Below are 24,588 nucleotides of genomic sequence, written 5' to 3' on the forward strand. Positions count from 1 at the left end.
TTTTAAAACTTGATCGCTGTCTTGTTGGCAATTGTTATCGACAGTCCTTTCCGGCAACTCGACTGCGTGGGCATGCTGTTACCGACTGTTAAGCCGGTAATGGTTATTGCTCGTCCAGTATTGGCTTTGGCGAACTCGTATATGTCGCGGCCTGACTGGGCCGAGGGATCTGCGTAATAGATTTCAACGAAGCCTCGTCCATCCGTGTCATAGAGCCAAAACTTGTTGCTAAACAGGTTGAGTGCTTCGATATGGCCAGCCACATTAACCGTTTTTCCTTCCCAGAGATGCGTAACGTCACAACTACCCGTAGCCTGTACAGACAATTCAGTAGGCGTATAAACCTGAACCGGGTTTATAGTGAACGGTGAGATGGGTTTCTCGCACGCAAAAAGGAATGGCACCACGAAAAGGGACGACGAGATTTTCATGCGTGTCTTGTTTTGTTACCAATGTACCAATTAGACCGACCGAACTTAGTACAGGTAGACTGTTCTTATTCTACGATCATGATAACCTACCGGTTTGCCCAGCTTTCCGACGCCGATGCGATTGCTGCGCTCCATACCCAAAGCTGGCGGCAAACGTACCGGGGCATTCTGCGCGACGACTACCTCGACGGCAATATCGCTGAGGATCGCCTGGCGGTCTGGTCGAGCCGATTGGCTGAACCAGCCGCTAACCAGCGTATTCTGGTGGCTGAAGAAAACGGAGCGTTGTGCGGCTTCATCTGCCTGTACCTCGACGAAGACCCGCAGCTGGGTACGTTGATCGACAACCTGCATGTGGCATCGGGCCAGAAAGGAAAGGGTATTGGGCTGGGCCTGATGCGGGAGGCCGCCCGGCAGGTAATACCGCAGGCTACGCAGCCCGGTTTTCATCTGGTTGTGTATGAGATTAACCAGTCGGCCATTCAGTTTTATGACCGGGTAGGAGGGCAATGCATTCGGATTGAGCAGTATGATACGCCCGGCGGTGGTCAGGCCACTATTTTACGATATGTCTGGCGATCGGCCGCCAACCTTCGGTAACGTATCTGGTAAAACCTACTGTAGAAAACGGGTAATGGCGTCGGTCATTGCCCGTTTTTGTTGGTCGGTAGCCCCATCCCACATATCATTGTGCAGAACAGGAAGCTGGACAACGGTGATGCCGAATGTGTGTTGTTCAGTGGGTGTAGGCAGGACGTCGGGATCAGCTACCTGATCGATGGAACGGATCGAAAGCAGGCGGGGGCGTTTGGTGCGTGGCAGGGGCATCCGTCGGTTATCCAGCGAAATCACATTGGCTACTTCGGCCGGGTACGTCGCAGCAAACAGCATCGACATATCGCCGCCGTTTGAATGGCCTACTAACAGCAGCTGATGACCGTCGATAGTAGGGTCGGTACGGCGTAGCGTTTGCGCCACGAAACGAATTGAGGCCACGCCCCGCTCCCAGTTTGGGCGGCGGGTTTTTCGAAGGTTTCCCGTTGTAGCAATGGGCTCATCGCCCGGTACTTCGTGTTGAATACTGGCAACTACATAGCCAAGCCGAACCAGTGTGGTGGCGATGAACGAGTAGTCTGTGTACTTGCCACCATAGCCGTGGCTGATAATAGCCAGTTTTGCCTTGCCCGCCTTTTTTTCGACCGTCCGGTACATAATCACCGGCACAGGCCGCTGCCGGGCAGAGTCGAATAGGGAAAGGGCTTCTGTACGGTCAGGTCGTGACTGAGCGTGCAGGCTGGTGGCAAAGGCCAACGCAGCAAAACAAGTAGCCAGCAGGCGGAGCATTGCGGGTACGTTAACGGAAGAGAGAAAGGCCAGAGAAATAACGTCAGGGCTACGCAGAGCACCATTGGGTGGCCGAGAGCCGGTCGACGGAAATGACAATTACGTATACCGGTTGTCTAAACGCCCAGACGGACCGCTTCGTCGAACAGCCGGGTCTTGTCGATGGGAACAACGCCAACGCTTTCGCACACAAGCCCGCCACCCAGATTTGAAAGGCCCGCAATGCGCTGCGGTGACTGATGAAGGGCTACACAGCAGGCCGCAATGCTGATCACGGTATCGCCCGCCCCCGACACGTCAGAAATTTTGCGAACATGTGCAGGTAGCTTTGCCTGCTCGCCGGCCAGATCGATGTAAACACCGCGCTCCGAGAGGGTAATCAACGTACCTGATAGATGCATCCTGTCTTTTAACTGGGCCACTACCCTGGCTAACTCGCCCGGCTGGTCAACGTCGAAATCAACCTTGAGGCCCTCTTTAAGCTCTTTCAGGTTGGGCTTGAAAAGCGTGGTGTGTTCGTAGTCGAGAAAGTGCCGTTTCTTTGGATCGACCACCGTGGGTACGTTTTGCTCGTTGGCAAAGGCCGTGATCTCGGCGATGGCCTCGCGGCTAAGCACCCCTTTGTCGTAATCCTCGAAAACAACGACCTGACAGCCGGGAATCAGCGATTTGGCGGTGTCGATGAGTTGGGCACGTTCGGTATCGGTGATGTACTTATCCGTTTCGGTATCGACCCGGACTACCTGCTGCGACCCCGCGATGATGCGCTCCTTGATGGTGGTAATACGTGAATCAGACCGAATCAGACCGTCGCAGTTCAGGCCGCGCTCGGTCAGTTGTTGCTGAAGCTGATCGCCAGCCCTGTCTGTGCCGATGACGGAGCAAACGATGGCCTCGGCCCCCAGCGCCTGCACATTAAGCAGCACGTTACCTGCCCCGCCCAGCCGCACCTCACGACGATTTACCGTTACCACCGGAACCGGCGCTTCGGGGGAAATCCGGTCGACCCGGCCCCATACGTAAGCGTCGAGCATAACGTCGCCCACAACTAGTACGCGCAGGGTATTGAACTGGGCAAATAAATCGGGAAGGAGAGTATTCATGGCGCAAAACTACAGGTTGTCGTTTGAGGTTGCTCCGCTAGAAGAAAAAAGCATGCTCTCAGCGGAGCAACCGCAAACGACAAACCAGTTTATATACGCTGCACCAGTTCGTTCACCTTGTGGATCTCCCGACCCATCATGTGATCGATGATGGCCTGAGCGTGTTCGCGGCCGTTCTCGATAAACACTTTTTCGGTGAAAATGCCCGCCAGTACGGTACCACACACATACAGCCCAGGTACGTTGGTCTCGAAGGTGGTGCGGTTATACTGCGGAATCTGGGTCTCCGGGTCTAACTCAACGCCGCAGCGCTGCAATAAGTCGGAGTCAGGTGTGTAGCCGGTCAGAATCAGGACAAAATCGGCGGGGATGGTTGTTATTTCTCCTGATTTCAGGTTGTGTACCCGTACGGCATCCTGGCTGATGCGGGTCACGCAGCTGCCGAAAACGGTTTTGATCTTGCCCTCTTTCACCCGGTTTTTTACGTCGGGGATTAGCCAGTACTTCACCGTCGACCGGAAATCGTCGCCCCGGTGCACTACCGTTACGTCTACGTCGTGGCGGTACAGTTCGAGAGCTGCTTCGACCGCTGAATTTGAGGCGCCAATGATCACCACGTTTGTGAACGAGTACTTGAATGGCTCGTCGTAATAGTGTGACACCTGGGGACCGTCTTCGCCGGGAATGCCCAGCCAACGCGGCTTGTCGAAATAGCCCGTGGCCAAAATGACTTTGTAGGCGTAAAACGTGTCGCCTTTAGTGGTTAGGACCCGGAAGATATCGCCCTGTTTCTGCACGCTTTGTACCTCGGTAAACACCTTGGTTTTCAGATGGTAGTAGGCGGCTACTTTACGGTAGTATTGCAGCGCTTCGTTTCGGTTGGCTTTTACGCTTGATACAGGAAACGGGATACCACCAATCTCGATGTTTTCGGCCGTCGAAAAGAAGCGCATCAACTTCGGATAGCGCCGAATTGACTCGGTAACAGAGCCTTTTTCGAGAATCAAATGGCTCAGCCCACTTTTACTGGCTTCGATACCGGCGGCAAGTCCGCAAGGGCCAGCACCTACAATGAGTACGTCGACGGGCTGCGAGGTTGTTGTCATATTGGCTGAGGTGTATGCTTACGTTTAGTAGGGTAACGCAAAAAAACGCCCCAAAGGTTTTCTTCGGGGCGTTTCAGGAAACATATACAGGCCAATCAGCTCATCGCAGGCGGGTCACGCCAATTGGCGGGCATACCGGTTTCGATACGGTAACCGTCAGCAGTGCAGATGGCCAGCATTCCGGGGAGCCATTCTCCATTGTGGCGGGGGCTGGTGTAACGATAGCGTAGATGTATAGGGGCTGGGTGGTAGCTGACGCCAGTTGAGCCGATAGAATAGCAGGCAGTAACACGGCCCGGTTGTTCAGGTCGGGCGTTACGGTGCTGAGTACGGTGCCCCCCGTGTATATAGCCGTGCCTGATTGCGGTGAAGTGAACTGCACAAACTGAACCTGTTGAGCGGGTCCAAACGAACTGCTTGTAACAGTAACTGCCGGGGCCTGATCGCCCGAGCAGACCGTTAATGAGGGTGTATCTGTAGTTAGCACCGGACAGGCATCAGACGTTAACCGTTCAACAACAACGTCGAGGAACTCGGTACAGCCGGTTTCTAAATCGGTTACGGTTACGGTGTATTGCCCTTCATCCTGAACAACCGGGTATTGTTCGGTGCTGGTGAAGTTATTGGGCCCGGTCCAGGAAAACGACACGCCACTCGCTTCGGCGACCAGGGTGACCGAACAGGTCGGGCAGAATTTGATACCACCGAACGCGTCCAGGAAAGGGGGCGTCAGGTCGCCCTGCGTTACAATACCCGACGCTGGGTCGGAGGCGACGGTGCAACCGTTAGGTAGCGTGATAGAGGCGGTATACGTACCTGCAAGATCAACCGCGATTGGGTTGGCCGTACTGGTGAAATCGTTGGGGCCGGTCCAGAAAACAGGGTAAGCAGCCGGTACACCATCCACACTGGCCGTCAGGGTCGCCACCGTGGTGCTGCACGTCAACGTTACGTTGTTGACCGACACGGTACCGAGGCCTTTGTCTTCGATCACCGTTGCCGTTGCTACATCACCCGCACAGCCATCCAGCGAGCCGGTCAGGGTATAAACACCCGGTGTGCTGACGGTCAGTGTAGGATTTTCGGTCCCCGTGCTGCTGCTGGGACTATACCAGGTGTATATAGTCCGTGGCGTAGGGTCCTGGGCTGCTAATGTAGCGATTGGCTCACTGCAGGTCAGGGTAGCCGACGTGGGCGTTACCGAAATAGTGGGTTTAGGCAGGATAGTCAGCTTCGACAGCGACGAGACGCGGCAGTCTGGATTTACCGGCGTGGGGTACACAATGCCGTAGACGTAGTACTCGATGGGCGCGCCCGTTGCGTTTGCCGTTGAGATGGCGGCGCCCGTTAGCGACGTAACGTCTGACGCCGGGTTACCGGGCGTGTAGGTTGCCAGCACAGTACCGCCTTCATACATGGCCGTGCCGCTCTGGGGCGAGGTGAAATAAACAAACCGCAGATCATCTACCAGTGCGAAATTCTGACCGGTGACGGGGATGGCTGGGATCGTAGCCGCATCGGCGCAGACCGACAGGGCTTCGAGCTCAGTCGTGATCGACGGACAGGCGTACACGGCCAGGTCATAATTGTAGTTGTTCTGACCGAAATCACCCGTTGTGAGGCTAATGACCGCGTCTGAACCGATAATCGACGCGTCACTGTCGCGGGTGACACTGCCGGGAGCTGTTCCCTGTGCCTGCGGCGACAGGTAATAGTCGCGGGTTGTACTGGCTCGCCGCCCGTTTCGGCCTGAACCACCCGCTGGCATCGTGGCCGACAGGTCGAGGGCGGGTAGCTGCCCCACATCCATCCGAATCTGGTAGTTTCGGTTAAACTGCAGACCGATGGGTACGTTACCGTTATTGAACACATACAACCCACCATTGGCCGTTGTGGTGCTGCCTACCTCTATGCCGGCACTGCCACTACTCATGTCGAACAACCGCAGCGCAATGCCGTCGACGCCTGGTTCGTAGGCATCCTGAACACCGTTGCGGTTATCATCGAACCAGACGCGGTTGCCAATCTCGATGGGGGGGAGGTCGCACAGGATTTTACCGTCGCCCAGCCCCGATACTTTGCCGAACGAACCCGGCGTATTGAAGCCATATAAGGCGTAATTGCGCTTGACGGTGCCGTCGAGGTTACTCATTATTCGCACGCCTCCCGATTGGTACACGTCGGTGATTGGGTCAAAAACCGACGTCATGACTTCGTTCGAGCCGGGGCGGATCATCAGCGAGCCGTTGGTTGTCTCGTCATGGGCAACGCGCCCGGCTACGTTGAAATACCATTGGTCGTTAAAATAGAATTCGCCGCCGCCCGGTCCCTGGTTATTGCCCACACCGGAAACCACGAAGTTGCCTGTGGTGGTAGCGTAAGGGGGCGACATGGTTTCGCCCGATCCCGGAATGGTGTTTGATCCGGCAGTGCGGCCACCGACCGAGCCGTTCGATTCCAGTTTATAAGCCGATCGATCGGGGTTCAATACACTGGCCCGCAGGATATCGCCGCCCGTGAAACCGTTATACGACCCTTCTCCATTTGGGTTGTGGTTTTGTACACCGGCCAGGTGCCCGAACCGGTCGAGCATGCCAATGACCATGTCTCCGTTATCGTCGAAAGCTAGGTCGGTAACCATTGGCTGCGGCCACATCACAAATTGTCCAGTGCTGTTACAACCCAGCGGAAACTCGTTGGTCCAGGGAAGCCAGTAGTTGAACTCAGCGCAATTGTCGGTGAGGTCAGCGGCTCCGCGCTGAAACGTAAGCGGAAAGCTCAGCACCGTCTGAAACGTAGCGGCATCGCCCTGACGCGGGTCTAGGCGCATGATGATGGCTTTCAGACCGGCCGTGTCGGGTAGTGTGGCGGCCAATGCTTCCGTGGCTGAGTTGTATTGCCCGATCTTCGAGCTGCGGTTTTCGCCTGAACAAACCCCACCTACATAAACGTATTTTCGGTAGTTGTACACCGCCCAGGGCCGGAAGTCGCCATTGGGGCAGCCTGACTGGTCGATAGGCCATGACTTAACGTCGGCCGGGCTGGGTTTGCGGGCTGGCGAGTCGATAAAAACGCCGTACAGTTTCCGATCGAGCATATTGACAACATACAGGGTTTTGCTATCGTCGGAAAGGTCAATGCCACCCAGACCGCTTTTACCCAGCACACTCATGGGACCGGGGTCAGCGCTGGGCTGCGTTTTGTCGGGGTTCAGACCCGAATGTGGATCGGCACCGGTTGAAATACCGAGGTCAGCCTGAAAATCAACGAATGGGGTCGATGTTGCCGTGGTCAGATCAGTTACATAGATGCCACCTGTTCCCAGAGGGCCCAGCCCGGAATGCCGTTTAATGGTGGCACTACTCAATACTTTTCGTTCAGCTCGCAGGTAGGCAATACCCCAAACGGCTCCTAGTTCACCGGCTGAAGCCAGATGCACCGGCGGAAAATTGGTGCCCGACGCTAGTCCGGAAGCATCAACGGAAAACGAAACCAGCACATCGGCATTGGCCGCCTGGTTCTCTGGGCTAACGGGCCCATTGGCGTTGACGGTTGTGAGCGGGTTGCCATTGACAAAGCAAGGCAAGATGATGCTGACTTCTCCGTTTTGACAATAGTCGGTTGGGTAGTTGATGCCGCAATTGACTTCCGTGGCGGGGGCCGTGACAAAGCGCAGGTTTGTCTGGCTGTTCAAGCCAACGGGGCCGAAGAAGAAACCGTCCTCTATCGAAGCAAATTCTATTCGTACTTTCGCCTGTGGCGGAATTTGTTCGGCGGTGAACATATAACCGCCATTGGCATTCGTGGTGACGCTAATTGGCGATAAACTGAAATTGACGTAGGCGTTTACTGTTACATTGGGAACACCCGGCTCAACTGGTAGGTTGATGGTATGTGAACCGCTCGCATCGATGTCTCGGTAGACAGTTCCGCTGATCTGAGCGTGAGCCGCTGAGGCATACAGTATGAGCACCGCTGCCGTCAGCAGACGGAGCGTAAAGAGTGGATAGATGTGTTTCATTATTAAGGCTGATTTTCACTTGAGTGCCGGAGCGATACGACACTTTTTTACTTAACAAGCACTTACAAGTAACCCACTGTATATTTAATTGGTAGATATTAGGGGGTTATACTCTATCTATAAGGTGCGTATGTTAGTAGGCCATGTGACAATTTCCTTGCCAACCGAAAAGCTGGTTGATTCATAAGTACACTATTATTTATTATTGGTAACAAAAAATTGTGTCAAACACACTATTTCCGCAAACCATTGAAGAAGAGGTCACACTATTTGTTGACTTAATTTTGCCTATTCCTGTGCCCCGTCTATTTACTTATCGGGTGAAAAGAGAGATGGCGTCGCTTATCAAAATTGGGGCCAGAGTTATCGTTCCTTTCGGAAAAAGTAGAGTTATTACGGCGGTGGTTGCCGGCCTGCACAACCACCCGCCCCAAAACTATCAGGCCAGATACGTACTCGAACTCCTTGATGAATACCCACTTGTGACGGGTTACCAGCTTCAGTTGTTTACCTGGATGGCCGAGTATTATATGTGCTGCATTGGCGAGGTGATGAACGTAGCGCTCCCCTCGGGGCTTAAGATCACGAGCCGGTCAAAGGTGCAGTACAACCCCGACTTCGACCATCCCGACCTGCTTACTGAGCAGGAGGAGGTTTTACTCGAAGAATTGAAAAAGCACCCGTCGTTATCGTACGAAGAACTGGGTCGGCAGGTAGGCGAGGCCAACGTACCCGCCCTTATAAAATCGTTGGTAGGCAAGCGGGCGGTGATCGTTTTTGATGAGGTGAAAGAAAAATACGTACCTAAAATGGTGCGTAAGGTGAAGCTTCACAAGAATTACGAACAGCCCGAGCAGTTATTGGCCTTATTACAGCGGCTCGATAAACTACCTAAGCAGCAAGAGGTTGTGATGCGGTACCTGCGCCACGTACCCATGCAACGGAATCCCGCCCTGAACGAAAATGGCCTTGATAAGAGCATCCTCAATCAGGACGACGAACTCTCGCAGTCGTCGCTGGGTACGTTGCTGAAAAACGGTGTGTTTGAAGCTTTCGAACTGATTCAGCCCCGGTTTTCCGACGCCTTTGCGCCCCAGAAAGAGATTGTGCTAACTACCGCCCAGCGAGCCGCTTCCGACAGCATTATGGCGGAGTTTGCCCAGAAGAATATCGTGCTGTTTCATGGCATTACAGGCAGCGGTAAAACGGAGGTGTACATCGATCTTATCCAGAAAGTGCTGGCCAGCGGCTCGCAGGTGATGTACCTCCTGCCCGAGATTGCGCTGACTACCCAGATTGTGGTGCGCCTGCAAAAAGTGTTCGGCGACAAGATGGGTATTTACCACTCTAAATTCTCGGATAACGAACGGGTAGAAGTCTGGAAAGGCGTTGTTTCGGGTCAGTTTCAGTTTGTCATTGGCGTGCGGTCGGCGGTGTTTTTACCGTTCGACAACCTCGGCCTGATTATTGTCGACGAGGAGCACGAAACCTCTTACAAGCAGCACGACCCGGCTCCGCGTTACCATGCCCGCGATGTAGCCATGATGCTGGCCCACTGGCAACAGGCCAAAGTGTTGCTGGGGTCGGCCACGCCGTCGATCGAAACCTATTACCAGGCCAAGCAGGGACGCTACGGGTTGGTCGAACTGTTTCAACGGTACGGCGACGCCAACCTGCCGTTTATTTCGCTGATCAACACCAAGCAGGAGCGGAAGCAGAAAACGATGAAAAACGAATTTTCGTCGGCGCTGTTCAACGCCCTGGCCGATAACCTGGAGCGGGGTGAGCAGAGTATCCTGTTCCAGAATCGGCGCGGTTATTCGCCCTACCTGCAATGCGAAGACTGCGAATGGACCAGCCAGTGCCTCAACTGCGCCGTTAGCCTGACCTACCACCAGCGGGCCGCCGAACTGCGCTGCCATTATTGCGGCCATAAAGAGGATGTACCCAAGGTGTGCCCTACCTGCGGATCAACCAAGGTGAAAACGGTGGGGTACGGGACCGAAAAACTGGAAGACCAGCTACAGATTCTGTTTCCCTCCGCCCGGATTCAGCGCATGGACCTCGACACTACCCGCGCCAAGAATGCGTACCAGCAGATCATCAGTGAGTTTGAAGGTGGGAATGTCGATATTCTGGTAGGTACCCAGATGATTACCAAAGGGTTAGACTTCGATAACGTTAGCCTCGTCGGTATTTTCGACGCCGACCGAATCATCCGCTGGCCGGAGTTCAGGGCCACCGAGCGGGCGTTTCAGATGATGACTCAGGTGAGTGGCCGCGCCGGGCGACGGGCCGACCGGCAGGGGCGCGTGCTGATTCAAACCAGTGATCCGTCGCAGGTGGTGTTGCAGAAAATTATTGATAACGATTACCTCGGCCTTTATGACGAAGAGATCGTGGAGCGCCGTGACTTCAATTACCCGCCGTTTTCGCGCCTTATCAAGTTAACTGTTCGGCACACCGATCAGCGGGTGAGCAAAAAAGCGGCCGATGTATTGCGGGCCACTCTGGCGGCTCAACTCGGCGACGAGCGGGTACTTGGCCCCGAACAACCACTCGTTGAACGCATTCGGAACCAGTTTCTCTATGATATTCTGATTAAGCTGGAACGCGAGAAAATCAACTTTAAAGCGGTAAAAGCATTTATTCAAAGCTGCATCACCGATATTCTCACCGACAAAGGCCTCCGCGCCGTCAGCGTGATTATCGATGTGGATTGTTTGTAGTGACGACCTTTATTTCAAGCCAATATAAATCAACGTGTTATGTTTCGTTGTGTTGATCTTTTGAACGTAGTTGCCAGTATCGCCTTTCTGCTGGCATCGGCCAATAGCCAGGCGCAAAATGTCATTGAGTGGGATGAAGGTTACACGCTTCAGTTTACTGATTTTCAGTCGAAGTCTACCAAAATAGGTCAGGGTACTACCTACAGTTTGCATTCGACGGCGGCCATGGATTTTTCATTTTACATGAGCGCCTACGAGTTCATGTTTACCAAGAATTTCAACTCAAAAGTTAAGTGCACCTTCACGCGGGATGCCGCCTATATCATTGCTCCGGATAACTCAACGGCGGCCAGTTTGTTGACTTTCGCCCGCTACGAATTCGACCTGCAAGAGCTATACGCCCGGAAATTCAGGAAACGGATCTTCGAAGAGAAAGGCGCTTTTTCGAGCGTCAATTTTTTGCAGCCGATCTATGATTCGTTGCAAAAAGAACTGGCCGAACGCCATGCCAATGCCGGTGCTCTATCAGATATCGGCATAAAAGAAACAGAGCTGCAACCCCTACACGCCGCCGTTAAACAGGAAATCAGCGAACTGGCCGAGTTTTGTAAAACCTGCAAACCCGCCAAAAAGAAAAAGTAAGACCACAAGTGCTTTACAGGTAATTTTTAAGGGCTTATCTCTATGAGAAAGCCTTACCCAACCAGGTTTCTTCTAACGTAAGAGCGCCTTGATTTGCGCGTCAAGCTCGGCGGCTTTGGCTTTTGCCTGATCGAGGGGTAAGCCGACGTTCATGCCGGGACGTTTGTGGCCGGTGGCCGTGAGCCAGGCGTCTTTCATGATGGTCTGCCGATCGACAGTGAGCTTTACCAGTTGGGCGGCGTTAGGGATCGGTGCCATAGCAGTCTGTATATCCGGTGCGTCGGCAACCGCTGTTTCACCCAGACCAAGCAGCACACTTTTTGCCATCAGCCAGTGCCCCAACTCGCCGGGGTGAACGCCATCCTTGGCCAGCGCAAAGGTCGAGTCAGCCTTTCGCTGGTTGTCCAGAAATTGCTTCATGGGGTAGTGCACATCGATCACCGCCCAGTTTTGGGCCGTTTTCTGATCGAGTAGCCAGTCGGAATAGCGGTCTAGTACAGCGGCATAGCCTGGTTTATGGCCCTTCATGTCGTCGAAAACGGGTGGGGTAAGGTGAATAACCTGCGCCCCTGCCTTGATGACCTCGCTATGTAACCAGTTGATTCCATCCTGAAATTGTTGAAACCGGCGCTCGTCGAAGGGTAGGTAGATGCCGTCGTTCATGCCGTAGCTGGCTATGACCAGATCGGGCTTCGTGAGTGTAAGTACGCGGGCCAGCCGTTCGTGCAAATCAGGGCGGGGGAATCTCCCGTTGGCATGGCCCTCTTCCGACAGGCCCGAAACGGTTTCGCTGGGCAAGCCCGCGTTGATGAATTCGAGCCTCCGTTGCGGGTAGCGCGTGCTCACATAAGCGTCGACATAACTCACATACGTACCTGCGTAGGTAATGCTGTTGCCCAGAAAAAGCACCCGCCGCACCCCAGCCGGAAGCGGTCCTTGTGCATAACTGCCTGCAATCGTCAGGGTAACAAGGCAAACGAGCTGTAACCAGCGCACCGATATACGTATTTGGAGGATTGAATGCATCAGGCCGGTTAGTTGATTATCAGGGGTGGGGCAGGTTGCTTTTGGTGAAGTCTATTGCTTCGCATGCGAGCTTTTCGACTAGGCGTCAGCAACACATTACACCAAAAGCAGCCTATCGCCAGCCTTAATTAGTTACGCGGTAGTAGTTTGCCTTCGAGCATTTTCACATAGTAACCACCCACCACCGAGCGGGCCTGAAAACCAACCTGCTTGCCGTCGGTGGTTTCGTGCCAGTCGGTGAGCGGCACACGGGACGGCGTTTCGTTGGCGAACTTCCAGACTGGCTTGATAAACGTCTGGAAATCGGCGTTCGAGTCGGCCAGCGTAGCGGTCCACATAATCCAGTCCGATTTAGTGTAGGTACGTCGGCTGTCGAGGGGCAGGCCGTAGGGTTTCTGCTTGGTCAGGTAGTAGGTAATTTCGGTTTGCGCCACCGTTTTTGGGAACACGTTCATGCCCAGGAGCTTATCCCAAACCAGGTTGTACTTCTGGCTCCAGGTATCGTTGGCGTTCTCAAACGTCAGGTCATAGTGGCCGTTGTCGGCGGCAAGTTTCTGCCAGTTGGCCGCCATGTCCTGCGCAGTTTTCAGGTACGTGGCCGCTGTTGCCTGATCGCCCAGTTTAGCGGCCATTTGTCCGTAGGCAGCAATACCCAGAATGGCTTTCACCGATAGGTTGGCATTGCGGGCAATGTGGCCGGCAAAGTCGTCGGTGCAGAGCTGATTGGCGGGGTCGAACCCATCCTTGCGCAGGTATTCGACCCAGGTGGTCAGCGTTTTCCAGTGCTGTTTCGCGTAGTTGGCATTGCCTTCGGCACCGGTAATGGCCCCGGCCAGCAACAGCATATTACCGCATTCTTCCACCGGCATATCTTCGCCATAGGTCTGCCCGTTAGCGAGTGGGTACGTCCCTACATCATGGGCGGCAAAAGGCTTGGTCCATTTGCCGCTTTCTGAATACTGGAAGATCGGCTCCATCATGCCTTTCAGCAGGGTTGGGTTATACAGCAGGAAAAGCGGTGCCGACGGGTACGTTACATCGACCGTACCGATGGAGCCGTTGGAGAAATTCTCTTTCGACAGGAAGAATACTTCACCCGCAGGGCCCGCCACAATTTTATGGGCCGCAATAGCCTGCCGGTAGGCCAGTGCGCATAGATCCGCGTATTCTTTGCCGCCTGCTTTCTGGGCGTCGGCGTATAGTTTAGCGTCGAATGCGGTGCTCTTTTGTTTCAGTCGGGTGTAATCTTTTTCGGCGGTTTGCAGCAGGTCGGGCATCGTCGTTTTTTCGTCGCGCCGCCACCAGGCCCGCAGGTTTTTGCCGAAATACTGCACCGCATACATGTCATCATAGGCCAGCATGAGGTGCCGCTCTACCGGCGACGTACCTACCGTACCCACCGGAAAACTAACGGCCAGACCGTAGTCGCGCGCGGGCGCCGTTGATGCCTTGCCCGCCGACAACGTTCCCTGACTCGTAAACTGGTTTTTCAGTTCGTCGAGCGGGCCGGGCGATACCTGGGCTTTAGTCTGCTGTGGAACGGCCAGATAGGCGTAGCCCCAGTCGATGCGCACGTTGTCACCTTTTCGGGCAAGTACGGCCTGCTGTTGCGTACCCAGGTTCACCCAACTCAGCCCCGCGGTGTTGCCCGTGCTGGCTACCACTTCCTGGTCGGGGGAGTTGGTTGCTAGTGTACCGGCCGCCCCAACATAGAGCTGTACGGCATGTGGCTTGCCATCGGCAGAACGGGCCGTGAAGGTCAGGTACGTGACCGGGCGGGCGGCTACCTCCAGTTCATCGAGTAAGAGAGGCGAGAGAAAGTTGACGTTCAGCACTACAGGGCCAGCCGTAAAGCTATACTCGGTCTGGGTAGCCGATACCTTCACCGCCGTTTGGGTGGCGGTGGTCATGGCCGTCGATACGATCGGGTTTACAATGCCCACGTCGATAAACGAACCGCCATAGGGACTGACGCAATGCACCGCCAGCACGTTTTTGCCCGGCCGCAACGCTTTTTGCCCAGCCGCCGACAAGGGCAGGTTGATGTATTCGCTGATGTACCCCGATTTCTTCAGAATCTCGACGCCATTCAGGTACACAGTCACAGCATCGTCGTGGTTGATCGAGAGCAGCAGTTTCGCCGGGTCGGCTTTTCCGTCGTAATTGAATTCGCGGCGGTAGTAGATGCCATCCTTGTTGGTTCGGCTATTAACCCAGCGGGTTTTCGCCTCGGGCGTATCGCCGAAGGGGCCGGGGCCGGTTTGCCAGCCTTTGGCATCGTACTCCGGTTTCAGCCAGGTGGTATCGGGCCTTGAAAACGTATAGGCTGCCGTAAAGGGCCGAGTTTCGCCGGTTGCCAGAATGGGCTGGTAGGCGGTGGGCACCGCCCCCAAAAACTGGTACGACTTGCCATCGACCCGCACAATGCCTTCCAGCGACTGCGCCTTACCGGTCCAGTGGCGGGTGGGTGAGTCGGTGAGTTTGTCGGTGGTGCTCCACACGCTGAAATAAGGGTCGTGGGTAACGAGTGGATAGGCGGGTGGGCGCAGCGTTTGGGCCTGGCTCAGGCCTGTCAGGAACAGGGCGGAAAGAAGAAGTGAAGAAACGCGCATGCAAACGTGGATTAGAGAAATTAGACCTGTTGAGACGATAAATGCGGTTGGTTGGGGCGGCTACTCATTACTGGACTACCGGAAAAGCCACAATGCGGAGTTTTGAGCAGCCATACGGAATCAGCGTGATGGTTTCTTCCTGTTTGGCTACGTCTCCTTTGTAAATTCCGTCGCGAGCCGACACCGGCTGATGGGCTACCCCGTTGCCAGCCTTCCAGCCGGGTATTTTGCGGCCCTTCGTCGTGATCGTGATGGGTGCATTGGCGGCGTTCCAGACAAAGCCGGTTGGTGGTTTTAGGGTAATGGTGGTGCTGCCAGCGGGGTCTTTCACCACCGCTTGCGGTAGGCCGTAGTTCCAGTCGCCGGTTGGTTTCAGTTCGTAATACGTACCTTCTTCTTTCAGCTCATGCTTCGTGGTGTTGTCTGGTACGTGCAGGGCGAACACCAGGGGGCCCCGTTCAACGCTGCGCGAATTCTTGGCCCAGTTGCTGGTTGTCACGGTCATGGGCAAGGTAAGGGTAACCACATCGCCGGGTTGCCAAGTACGTTGCAACGTCGCGATCCGACCGCCCTGACTGGTGTGGAGCACCTTTCCGTTGAGCGAGATCGTGGCCTGTTTGCACCAGCCCGGAATGCGGAGTTCAAACGGGAAAGCCATTGCCCTGGGTGCATCTATCGTGAACTGGATCTGATCGGTGAAGGGGTAGCCGGTTTCTTCCCGAATAGTGATTTTTGTGCCGCCAAGAGTGGTTGTCAGCGTATTGGGCGCGTAGGCGAGCGCGGCCAGCCCGTTGTTGGTGCCGTACCACAGGTGCGAGCTGAATTTAGTCCAGCCCTGATGCATGTTGGCGGTACAGCAGGTGTACCCGGCATAGGGACCAAACACGTTGTTCATGCCCCGCTCGAAAGGAAGCGAAAAATCGAACACGCCCCGGCTCACCTCCACCTGATTGGCAATCTGAAAGTATTGCCGGCTGTTGTAATCGTCGGTGGTTTGGGTGGGCATGGCGTTGAACGTCATGCGTTCGAGCGCATCCATGTAGGTTGGGTCGCCGGTGATAGCAATGGCCTGTTCGAGCGAAAACATGGTTTCAACAATGGCGCAGAGTTCAATGCCCTGCGTGGGGTCGTTGCCGTGCAGGTCTTCATCGCCTGAGAACATGCCGTGAGGTAGCCCGTGCAGTAACATCAGGTCGTTCCAGCCAGTTTTTAGGGCCTGCAGGTCAGTGGGGTTTTTACTGGCCTGGTACTGAATGGCGGGGAGTTTCAGGCCCATGCCCACGTTTACGGCGTGGCGGTTCATCCAGGCGTCGCCGTTTTGTTGCGCTGCCGCCTGCATCACCCAGTTGCGCCCGCCAAAAAACTGTGTCCAGGGCGTTGTTTGCTGACTCAGCAGCTTACCCAGGTCCAGCAGGAATTTGTCGCCGGTCGTATTGTAAAGCCAGTACACCGACATCAGGTTGTCGCCGCCCCGCGCCGTCGACCATTCCGTCCATTTCCCCAGCGGACAGTTTTTCAGGTTGTCGTACTGGTAGCGGAAATACTTCGTCATAAACGGAAGCACCCGCTTATCGCCGGTAGCCTGGTAGTGCTGCTGCAACACCTTCATCATGACCATACGGGGCCACCAGTCTTCGCCCTGATCACAGGTGGTGAGGGGCTTTCCGTCGCGCTCGGTTTTGGTAATTGGCCCAAAATAACCCGATGGGCGCTGCGACTGAATGGCCCAGTCGATGTAGCGGTTTACTTTATCGAGCAGTGGCTTATCGCCGATCAGGTGAGCGAGCGGAAGGGCACCGTCGAGCCAGTAGGGTGTTTCTTCCCAGCCATCGCCTCTACCACCGAGCCAGCCGTTATCATTTTTGATCTTCCAGTAATACTCGTCGAGGTGCCCCGTGGTGCCGTCGCGCATGATGTCGAGCTGGGTACGTAGCCAGCCCTGCGGCCTGATGGTGCCGAGCGGCATTTCGCGGTATCTGGTTGGAGCCAGCGGCGCGCGGTTGCCAATGGGCTGCGTTGGTTGCGCACAAAGCGTGGTAGAGTGGCCCAGGAGGGAAGCTAGCAGGACAAAAATGGCGATGCGCATAGCGAACGATAAGTTGACGACGAACCACCCTGATCGAACCAGGTACGTCTGCTTATGTAAAGACACAAGCCGGCTAACTTACCCTACATCGACCGGGTAGCCACTGGCTGGCCAACGCGCCGAAAATGCTCAGAACTGCTCGTGAATCGTCTTTAGCAACTCGCCCGTACGGCGACGTATTTCACTGACCGGTTGCGTGAAATTGTTATGCATAATGCTGAAGTAGAGGATCTTACCGCGTTGCGTGCGTACATAGCCGCTCAGGTTATACACGCCCGTCATCGACCCCGACTTGGCAAACACATACGGTTGGCCGCCTGTTCTGATCGAGGCCAGCGTACCTGACTGACCAGCGGCGGGCAACAACATAAACAGGCGTTGCTGCGGTACAAGGGCACTAATTTTTTTAAGCAGGTCGATCAACACAGTGGGGGTAAACAGGTTGTACCGCGACAGCCCCGATCCATCGACCCACCGGGCGCTACCGACCGGGTTGTGCAGACTATCGGCCACGCGGCGCAATTCGACCGCCGGGGCCAGGCTGGTGGCGTTGCGTTCGGCAGATGCCATAAATAGCACCTGTTCGGCAAACTGATTGTCGCTCACCTGTAGCATTCGTTTGTAAAGCGAATCGGTCGGGAAGCCACGCACCAGTTGCGCATCGGCCGGTACGGGTAGCTGCACAAGGCCAACGGGTCGGCGGAGTGTATCCGAAAGTAACTGAGCAGCCAAGGCGGACGACCAGCGAAACGGCACATCCTGACGGCCTGCCCGAGCAGTGACCGGGCGCGTAAACTGATTACCGAACTCGCTTCGACGCACGCTGTTTCCCGGGTTGGCTACCCGAATGCTATCGGCAAAGCGGCGGGGGCTAACCGTGCTGACCGACGAGGGTGTTGTGGCGAACCGTACGACGTTGCCGAAAAGAGGCAGTGGGGCCAGTTCGGGTGAGTAGTCATCATTGTAATCGTCCCAGGCCCAGCCCGCGCCAAACCGGGGACCACTGTAGTTTGCGGGGGAGAAAAAGAGTTGCTCCGGCCGTTTCCGCAGAAAGGCCAGTAACGTGGTATCGGGTAAATCAGGGTGCAGGGTCAACGGGTTGCCCGTTCCCCAGAAAATGAGCGAATCAGTCTGACCAACGCCTTTCCGGACAACGTACCTGAAGGCGGGCAACGAGTCGTGCAGGGTGAGCAGGCCCGCGTAAAAACTAAACAGCTTGGTGTTCGAAGCGGGGGTGAATGGCTTGTCGGCATTGTAGGCGATCACCATCTTTTGCTTCGTCGGATCATACAGCGCCACACCCGTAAAATGATCGGTGTAAAGGGCTTTCGTATGTAACTCACGGCTAAGTCGCCGGGCGGGTGAACAACCAATTCCGATAACGACCAGCAAAACCAGCCACACATATGTTTTCATACTCTACAGACAGCCGGCGTTAACGCGCTGGCGTAAAACCCAAAGCTATGCACCGATTTTGGTAATCGGTCAAGGGCAAAAGCAGAAGAAGGCAAATCCAGCCGTATTAGTCGCTGGTAGGTGTTGCCATACGTAAAAGCCGCTCTCAGCGTAAGCTGAAAGCGGCTTGCTTTAGTGTTCCGTTGGTTGGTTAGCCAACTACCTTCTTGAAGCTGTCGACAAACATGCCCATTTCTTCCATGGTGCCGATACTGACCCGGCAGAAGGGCTGCCCGTCGATGTCGCGGGTTTGAATGCCAATGCCCTGTGCCATCATCTGCTCGCTGAACGCTTTGCCCTTCATCCGGATCGGGAACAGCATAAAGTTGGCGTACGACGGAATGATCTCGTACCCCATTTCGGTTAGTGCCTTCACCGTGAAATCGCGCGCTTTAGCGTTTTCGGTGCGGCAATGGTTCTGCCAGGCAATGTCTTGGTAGCTGGCAATGCCGGCCATCAGCGTGGTTACGCTGACGTCGTGTTCGGCACCGATGTACTGATGCATGGCTTCGAGCATAGCTGGCTGGGCAATGGCATAACCCAGACGCAACCCCGCGAAGCCGTGAATTTTAGAGAACGTACGTGCCAGAATGACGTTCAGGCCTTCGGCAACCAGTTTGCCCAGCATCGGCCGATCGGTTGGCGACAGGAAATCGATGTATGCTTCGTCGATGAAAACAGGTGCTTTAGGCGCTACGGCCCGGCAAAACGCTTCGAGTTCGGCAGGCGGCAGAATGGTGCCGGTTGGGTTGTTCGGGTTTACGATGTACACCAGCTTCACGTCGGGCGTCAGAGCGGCCTGAATAGCGGGCAGGTCGAACCGGAATTCTTTGGTTAGTGGAAGGGCCTTTACCGTAGCGCCAAACAGGGTCGATTTCTTGAGCAGATCTTCATACGTTGGCCGGCAGGTTAAAATGGTGCCACCGCCCTTGGCAAAATGTTCGGCCGCCGCTAGTAACATATCCGACGAACCAGGCGACATCATGATGTGCTCAGGCTTGATGCCTTCGTTGTCGGCAATGAGTTTTTTCATTGGCCCGAACTCGCTCCACGCATAGCGATTCCCCGAGCTGGCCGAATCGATAATTGCCTTCTTCGCGCTTGGCGCAATACCCAATGGATTCTCGTTGGCCAGCAACCGTGCCCGTAGCTTAGGTGCCGATGGAGGCAAAACCAGGTGCTCCTTCGTAAAGGCTTCGGCAGGCATAGCAGGCAAGGCAGCGCCCGGTGCTGCCTGCGACGCGTTCCAGCGACCAAGACCGAGCGTAGCGGTAAATAGACTGCTGGCTTTTAACCAGTTGCGGCGTGATAAACTCATTGACTTAGCTTGTTAGGTTGTAGAAGTAGAATTGAAGATTGGCTGATTGAATAACAAGTTTTGCTATTGTCTTTTGTCAAATCTTCAAACTATAATTCTTATTTCAAACTATAATTAAAAATTATGTATTGCTTAATTAGTATAATGCAAAATATAATCTGATTCAATCAATTTTGCTGGCATCCAGTCAGCGTTATACAGCCCCAGTGCTGGTCCTAACAAGCTAATTAGTAAGCAACTGAGCATAAAACCAATGTTACTTTTGTCTATATAGTTTACCTTATTAGTATACTTATAGCTAGATTAAAAGATTATAAAAGTGCAACCGAAACCGGGGTGAATTGCGTACATAGGCACACATAGTTGTACATACATTAAAATGTTATACTTTCATTTTTGTATTGCAATCACCTAGCCTACTCTCATGAAACCCACACGGATCATTTCGTACGAGCCTCACTACCAAGCCTCGTTTAAGCAAATCAACATTGACTGTATTAGCGATTTATTCACCGTTGAGCCGCATGACCTGGAGCAATTGGATCATCCTGAGTTGCACATCTTACCCAATGATGGCGAAATTCTGCTCGCTCAGCAGGAGGAGACAATTGTAGGAACGGTTGCACTTATCCGCACCGGTTCTGATGAGTTCGAATTAGCCAAGATGGGCGTTGCCAGAGGAGCCCGTGGCCTTGGCATTGGCCGACTTCTATGCGAAGCAGCCGTTGACTACGCTCGCCAGAAAGGAGCCCGGCGTGTCTGGCTTGAGTCGAATAAGAAGGCGGCAGCAGCAGTACAACTCTACGAGAGCATTCGTTTCGTGCACATCCCGCTCAGAGACAGTCCGTACGCACGGGCCGATGTGCATATGGAATTGATGCTGGAGTTGACTACTCCACGGCAAACGCCAGTAGCCAGCGAGCCACAGTTGAATTAGTTAAGTTGAAGATGAGGTTGGGGAATAACCCCAATCCCAGGGCCAGCAGGGCCAGTGGGATGAGCATCAGACGTTCGCGGGCTGTAAGGTCGGCGAGCGGGTCGATGACGGACTGACCGGGCGCTGCGCTCAGCGAACGTACCCACGTGGTGCCAAAAAACATGCGCTGCAACGTCCATAGGAAATAAGCGGCGGCTAGAATAATGCCCAGCGTGGAAACGGCAGTGAGCCAGCCTGGCAGGTACAGCGACTGGTAGCTGCCCATCAGTGTGAATAGTTCGCCGATAAAACCGGGGAAACCGGGCAGACCCAACGACGCAAAAAAGGCAATAGCCGTGAGTGTTGCATACTGGGGCATGGGGGTCATCAGGCCACGATACGAATCGATGCGGCGGTCATGCGTGCGGTCGTATAGAACACCGGTCAGCAGAAACAGCATAGATGACAGAATACCGTGGCTGACCATCTGATACACTGCCCCGTTGATGCCTTCTGCGGTCAGGGAAGCCACACCCAGCAGCACAAAGCCCATGTGGGAAACCGATGAGTAGGCTATCAGCTTCTTAAGGTCGTACTGCGCCAGCGCACTTAACCCGCCATACACGATCGTTAACGTACCCAGCGCGGCCAGTGTCGTTGCGTATTCGGCCCCGGCTTCGGGGAATAGTCCCCAGGCTACCCGGATAAAGCCATACCCACCGATTTTCAGCAGCACGCCCGCCAGCACAACCGATACCGGCGTGGGGGCTTCAACGTGGGCATCGGGTAGCCAGGTATGGAACGGTACGATGGGTAACTTGATGGCAAAGCCCAGGAAAACGGCCCAGAACGCCAGCATCCGGCTGGGCATGCCCCCAATCAGCACCTCGCCCGCACCACTCAGAAACGAACTGGGCAGGTAGTTGCCGCCGTCGGCCATGTACCGCCAGTCGAACGTGTGCACAATCAGGGCGGGGTTAAGCTGACCAGTGGCCAGCTGTGCCTGAAGCAACTGTCGAATCTCATCGGTGAAGTCGCCCGTACCAGCAATGAGCCCCGCATTAATCGCCGTGCTGATGGGGTCCATGACCGACAGGTACAAGCCGATCATTACCAGCAGAATCAGCACCGAGCCAGCCAGCGTATACAGGAAGAACTTGATCGAGGCGTATTCGCGCCGTGGTCCGCCCCAAAGCCCGATGAGGAAATACATGGGCAGGAGCATGAACTCGAAAAACAGAAAGAAGAGAAAGAAATCGATGGCCAGAAAGCACCCCATGATGGTGCCCGTCAGCAACAGATACAACGAGAAATAAGCACGGGTACGTTGCGTGATCGTCCACGACGACACCACGCCCACCAGCATGACCACCGCCGATAGCAGCACGAGAGGCAGACTAATGCCGTCGACACCCACCAGGTAATCGATCGACGCTACGCCCAGGCTACCGAGCGGGAGTGTAATCCAGTCGGCCTGTTCGAGTAGCTGATACGCTGGATTAGCAGGTACGTATTGCGCATAGGCGAGCGCACTGAACACTACTTCCGCCAGGGTAACGGCCAGCGCAACCGAGCGGAACAGTGCAGGGCGTTCACCCGGCAGCAAAGCCACCAGTATAGACCCCGCGATGGGAAGAAAAATAAGGAGCGAAAGTAGGTTCGTCATTAAAAGGGTAGTTGCCTGCGGCGTCAATTCGCTATGTACTCAAGAAGAAGCAGTTCATACAAAGGCACACAGCGTTAAAAAATGGCTAGTTCGTGCATTGCCTCTTGGTTAATCTACTTCTTATAATATCCACCAAAGTAATAAAACCACTATGGCCAGGGCCGTAGCAATGTAGGTCTGCACGCGCCCACCCTGTACCGAACGGGTGAGTTGCCCCACGCCAATCGCTACTTTACCGGCTCCGTTGACCAGCCCATCGACGCCGAAACGATCGAAGAAGCTGACCAGATGCGCCACCATGACCGTGCCCAGCCCCACGCCGTTGACTACCCCGTCGACCACGCGTTGATCGGTGCGGTTCACGAGCGAGGCCAGCCAGAGAACTGGCCCGGTAACAATGCGCTGATACAATTGGTCGAGGTAGCCGTACTGCTGCGACGCCTGCGCTAGTTGGCTGGTTTCAGCTGGTTCGCGGAGGCGGAAACCCAGCCAGCCACCCAGCAGCACCAGCACCACAGAGGCCGGCGCCAGCCAAACAGGGCCTTCGTCCGGCAGCACCCCAACCACCTGGGCTACCCAGCTATGATGGACCGACAAGGGATTCAGAGAAAACCAGAAGCCTACTGACAGACTAGTTAACAGCCAGACGGGGCCACGCATGAGCCAGTCGGGTTCGTGGGGAGCCGCTACCGCGCGCCCGGCCGGAGCAGCAGTGCTGTTAGCGGATGGTCCGAAAAAGATGAGCCGGATTTGGCGGGCCATGTACACGGCCGTCAGCCCCGACGATAGCAGCAGCGTTACTGGCAGGAGCTGTGCCGCCCCGCTTCGGTTGTTGGCCCAGCTAAAAGCCCCGCCCAGAATGGCTTCTTTCGACAAAAAACCCGAGAGCAGGGGGACGCCCGATAGCGCCGCGGCGCAAATCAGGTACGTTAGGTACGTATGTGGCAGGGCCTTACGCAGGCCGCCCATCTCCCGCATATTCTGCGTGTGAACGGCATGAATAACGCTGCCCGCCGCCAGGAAAAGACCTGCTTTGAAGAAGGCGTGCGTGAGCAGGTGGAAGAGTGCTCCACCAACATTGCCCGTGCCCATGGCAGCGACCATCAACCCCAGTTGCGAAACGGTAGAGAAGGCCAGCACTCGTTTTATGTCTGTCTGGAACAGGGCCGACAAGCCGCCCCAAACCGTGGTTAGCGTACCCACCAGTGCTACCACAAGCAGGGCGTCGGACGAGAGCATGGGGTGAATACGGGCCAGCAGAAAAATACCGGCGGCTACCATAGTGGCCGCGTGTAACAGCGCCGAAACGGGTGTTGGCCCTTCCATGGCGTCGGGTAGCCAGGTAAGCAGCGGAAACTGGGCTGATTTGGCTACGCAACCCATAAATAGGCAAACACCGGCCAGTGTAGGCAAGGGAGCGGTGCCAAAACCGAACGAGCCGGTATGCCGGTACGTCATCAGAATACCCAGCAAAAAGGCGGCGTCGCCGATACGGTTCATTAGAAACGCTTTCTTGGCGGCGGCAGCGGCGGCAGGGCGATCATACCAGAAGCCAATTAGCAGTAAAGAGGCAAGACCAACCAGCTCCCAAAATGCGTAGAGAATGACCAGGTTGCCCGCCAGCACAATACCGAGCATGGCCCCGATGAATAGTTGCAGGTACGCAAAGTAACGCCCCCTTCGGGCGTCGTCGTGCATGTAGCTGATCGAATACAATTGCACGAGTAGCGCAATACCGTGCACGACTACTAACATCATCCTGCCTACGGCATCGAGCCGAAACTGGAGGGGCACGGTCAAGGACTGAAATTGGATCCAGTTGGTTTCCCAACGCTGCGTATGCGGCAGGGAGGGAAAGGCGTAGAGGCTAATGCCGAAACCGAGAGCCGTTGTGAGTACGGCCAGCCAACCCGCGCCCGCACGGTTGCCTGACCCAACCAGCAGCCCAAACGCCACGAAAGGCAGGCCCAACAGGGCAATCAGCAGCGGCAGGGGTAGACTATCGGGCACAGTGGGCAACAGATGATTAATATTCGGGTGCAAATATCCGGCCCGTGGCAACGGGAAGCAAACCGACCTCGAAGTAAAGCCATCCTGTCGGTGCCTTTTAGGAGCAAATTCCACCTAAGCCGT

Annotated in this window: 16 protein-coding genes; 4 read left to right on the forward strand and 12 right to left on the reverse strand. The window is 55.1% G+C overall.

Going from position 1 to position 24,588, the window contains the following annotated elements:
- Window positions 1-2: 2 nt before the first annotated feature.
- A complete protein-coding gene (locus F7231_RS16095; RefSeq protein WP_166692643.1) occupies window positions 3-431 on the reverse strand; it encodes a hypothetical protein in 429 nt (142 codons plus the stop codon).
- Window positions 432-509: 78 nt separating this feature from the next.
- Between F7231_RS16095 and F7231_RS16100 the strand changes: the two genes are divergently transcribed.
- Window positions 510-1,031, forward strand: a complete 522-nt coding sequence (locus tag F7231_RS16100; protein ID WP_166692645.1) for a GNAT family N-acetyltransferase — start codon at window positions 510-512, stop codon at window positions 1,029-1,031.
- 15 nt (window positions 1,032-1,046) lie between these two features.
- Here the strand turns inward: F7231_RS16100 and F7231_RS16105 are convergent, their stop codons facing one another.
- The 4 genes from F7231_RS16105 to F7231_RS16120 form a co-directional block, all read right to left on the reverse strand.
- Complete coding sequence (locus tag F7231_RS16105; RefSeq protein ID WP_166692646.1) at window positions 1,047-1,775, reverse strand: serine aminopeptidase domain-containing protein; 729 nt, start codon at window positions 1,773-1,775, stop codon at window positions 1,047-1,049.
- Between the two features lie 116 nt (window positions 1,776-1,891).
- On the reverse strand, window positions 1,892-2,878 hold the full coding sequence (locus tag F7231_RS16110; protein ID WP_166692648.1) for a bifunctional heptose 7-phosphate kinase/heptose 1-phosphate adenyltransferase: 987 nt from the start codon (window positions 2,876-2,878) through the stop codon (window positions 1,892-1,894).
- Between the two features lie 89 nt (window positions 2,879-2,967).
- A complete protein-coding gene (locus tag F7231_RS16115) occupies window positions 2,968-3,984 on the reverse strand; it encodes a YpdA family putative bacillithiol disulfide reductase (protein ID WP_166692650.1) in 1,017 nt (338 codons plus the stop codon).
- A 100-nt stretch (window positions 3,985-4,084) separates the two neighbouring features.
- Window positions 4,085-8,005 carry an SdrD B-like domain-containing protein gene (locus tag F7231_RS16120; protein ID WP_166692651.1) on the reverse strand — a complete coding sequence of 1,307 codons (3,921 nt, stop codon included), beginning with the start codon at window positions 8,003-8,005 and terminating at the stop codon, window positions 4,085-4,087.
- 221 nt (window positions 8,006-8,226) lie between these two features.
- Between F7231_RS16120 and priA the strand changes: the two genes are divergently transcribed.
- The gene (priA, locus tag F7231_RS16125; RefSeq protein ID WP_310589335.1) at window positions 8,227-10,734 is read left to right on the forward strand and encodes a replication restart helicase PriA; all 2,508 of its coding nucleotides are present in this window, start codon (window positions 8,227-8,229) and stop codon (window positions 10,732-10,734) included.
- 39 nt (window positions 10,735-10,773) lie between these two features.
- Window positions 10,774-11,376, forward strand: a complete 603-nt coding sequence (locus F7231_RS16130; RefSeq protein ID WP_166692653.1) for a hypothetical protein — start codon at window positions 10,774-10,776, stop codon at window positions 11,374-11,376.
- A gap of 72 nt (window positions 11,377-11,448) precedes the next feature.
- On the opposite strand, the gene F7231_RS16135 is transcribed toward F7231_RS16130, so the two are convergent.
- The 5 genes from F7231_RS16135 to F7231_RS16155 all read right to left on the reverse strand — a co-directional run bounded on the left by F7231_RS16135 (window position 11,449) and on the right by F7231_RS16155 (window position 19,873).
- On the reverse strand, window positions 11,449-12,402 hold the full coding sequence (locus F7231_RS16135) for an SGNH/GDSL hydrolase family protein (protein WP_166692655.1): 954 nt from the start codon (window positions 12,400-12,402) through the stop codon (window positions 11,449-11,451).
- 128 nt (window positions 12,403-12,530) lie between these two features.
- Window positions 12,531-15,014, reverse strand: coding sequence for a glutaminase family protein (locus F7231_RS16140; protein ID WP_166692657.1), 2,484 nt, complete (start codon window positions 15,012-15,014; stop codon window positions 12,531-12,533).
- Between the two features lie 67 nt (window positions 15,015-15,081).
- On the reverse strand, window positions 15,082-17,100 hold the full coding sequence (locus F7231_RS16145) for a beta-L-arabinofuranosidase domain-containing protein (protein WP_166692659.1): 2,019 nt from the start codon (window positions 17,098-17,100) through the stop codon (window positions 15,082-15,084).
- A gap of 129 nt (window positions 17,101-17,229) precedes the next feature.
- Complete coding sequence (locus tag F7231_RS16150) at window positions 17,230-18,516, reverse strand: D-alanyl-D-alanine carboxypeptidase/D-alanyl-D-alanine-endopeptidase (RefSeq protein ID WP_166692660.1); 1,287 nt, start codon at window positions 18,514-18,516, stop codon at window positions 17,230-17,232.
- Window positions 18,517-18,706: 190 nt separating this feature from the next.
- Window positions 18,707-19,873, reverse strand: a complete 1,167-nt coding sequence (locus F7231_RS16155) for a pyridoxal phosphate-dependent aminotransferase (protein ID WP_166692662.1) — start codon at window positions 19,871-19,873, stop codon at window positions 18,707-18,709.
- 424 nt (window positions 19,874-20,297) lie between these two features.
- Between F7231_RS16155 and F7231_RS16160 the strand changes: the two genes are divergently transcribed.
- Window positions 20,298-20,810, forward strand: a complete 513-nt coding sequence (locus F7231_RS16160; RefSeq protein WP_166692664.1) for a GNAT family N-acetyltransferase — start codon at window positions 20,298-20,300, stop codon at window positions 20,808-20,810.
- On the opposite strand, the gene F7231_RS16165 is transcribed toward F7231_RS16160, so the two are convergent.
- Together F7231_RS16165 and F7231_RS16170 are read right to left on the reverse strand one after the other, a co-directional pair.
- Window positions 20,764-22,455, reverse strand: a complete 1,692-nt coding sequence (locus F7231_RS16165) for a complex I subunit 4 family protein (RefSeq protein WP_166692666.1) — start codon at window positions 22,453-22,455, stop codon at window positions 20,764-20,766. The two genes, F7231_RS16160 and F7231_RS16165, sit on opposite strands and share 47 nt — an antisense overlap.
- A gap of 120 nt (window positions 22,456-22,575) precedes the next feature.
- Window positions 22,576-24,465, reverse strand: coding sequence for an NADH-quinone oxidoreductase subunit 5 family protein (locus tag F7231_RS16170; protein WP_166692668.1), 1,890 nt, complete (start codon window positions 24,463-24,465; stop codon window positions 22,576-22,578).
- Window positions 24,466-24,588 lie beyond the last annotated feature (123 nt).

The sequence above is a fragment of the Fibrivirga algicola genome (assembly GCF_011742925.1).
GTDB classification, from domain to species: Bacteria; Bacteroidota; Bacteroidia; order Cytophagales; family Spirosomataceae; genus Fibrella; species Fibrella algicola.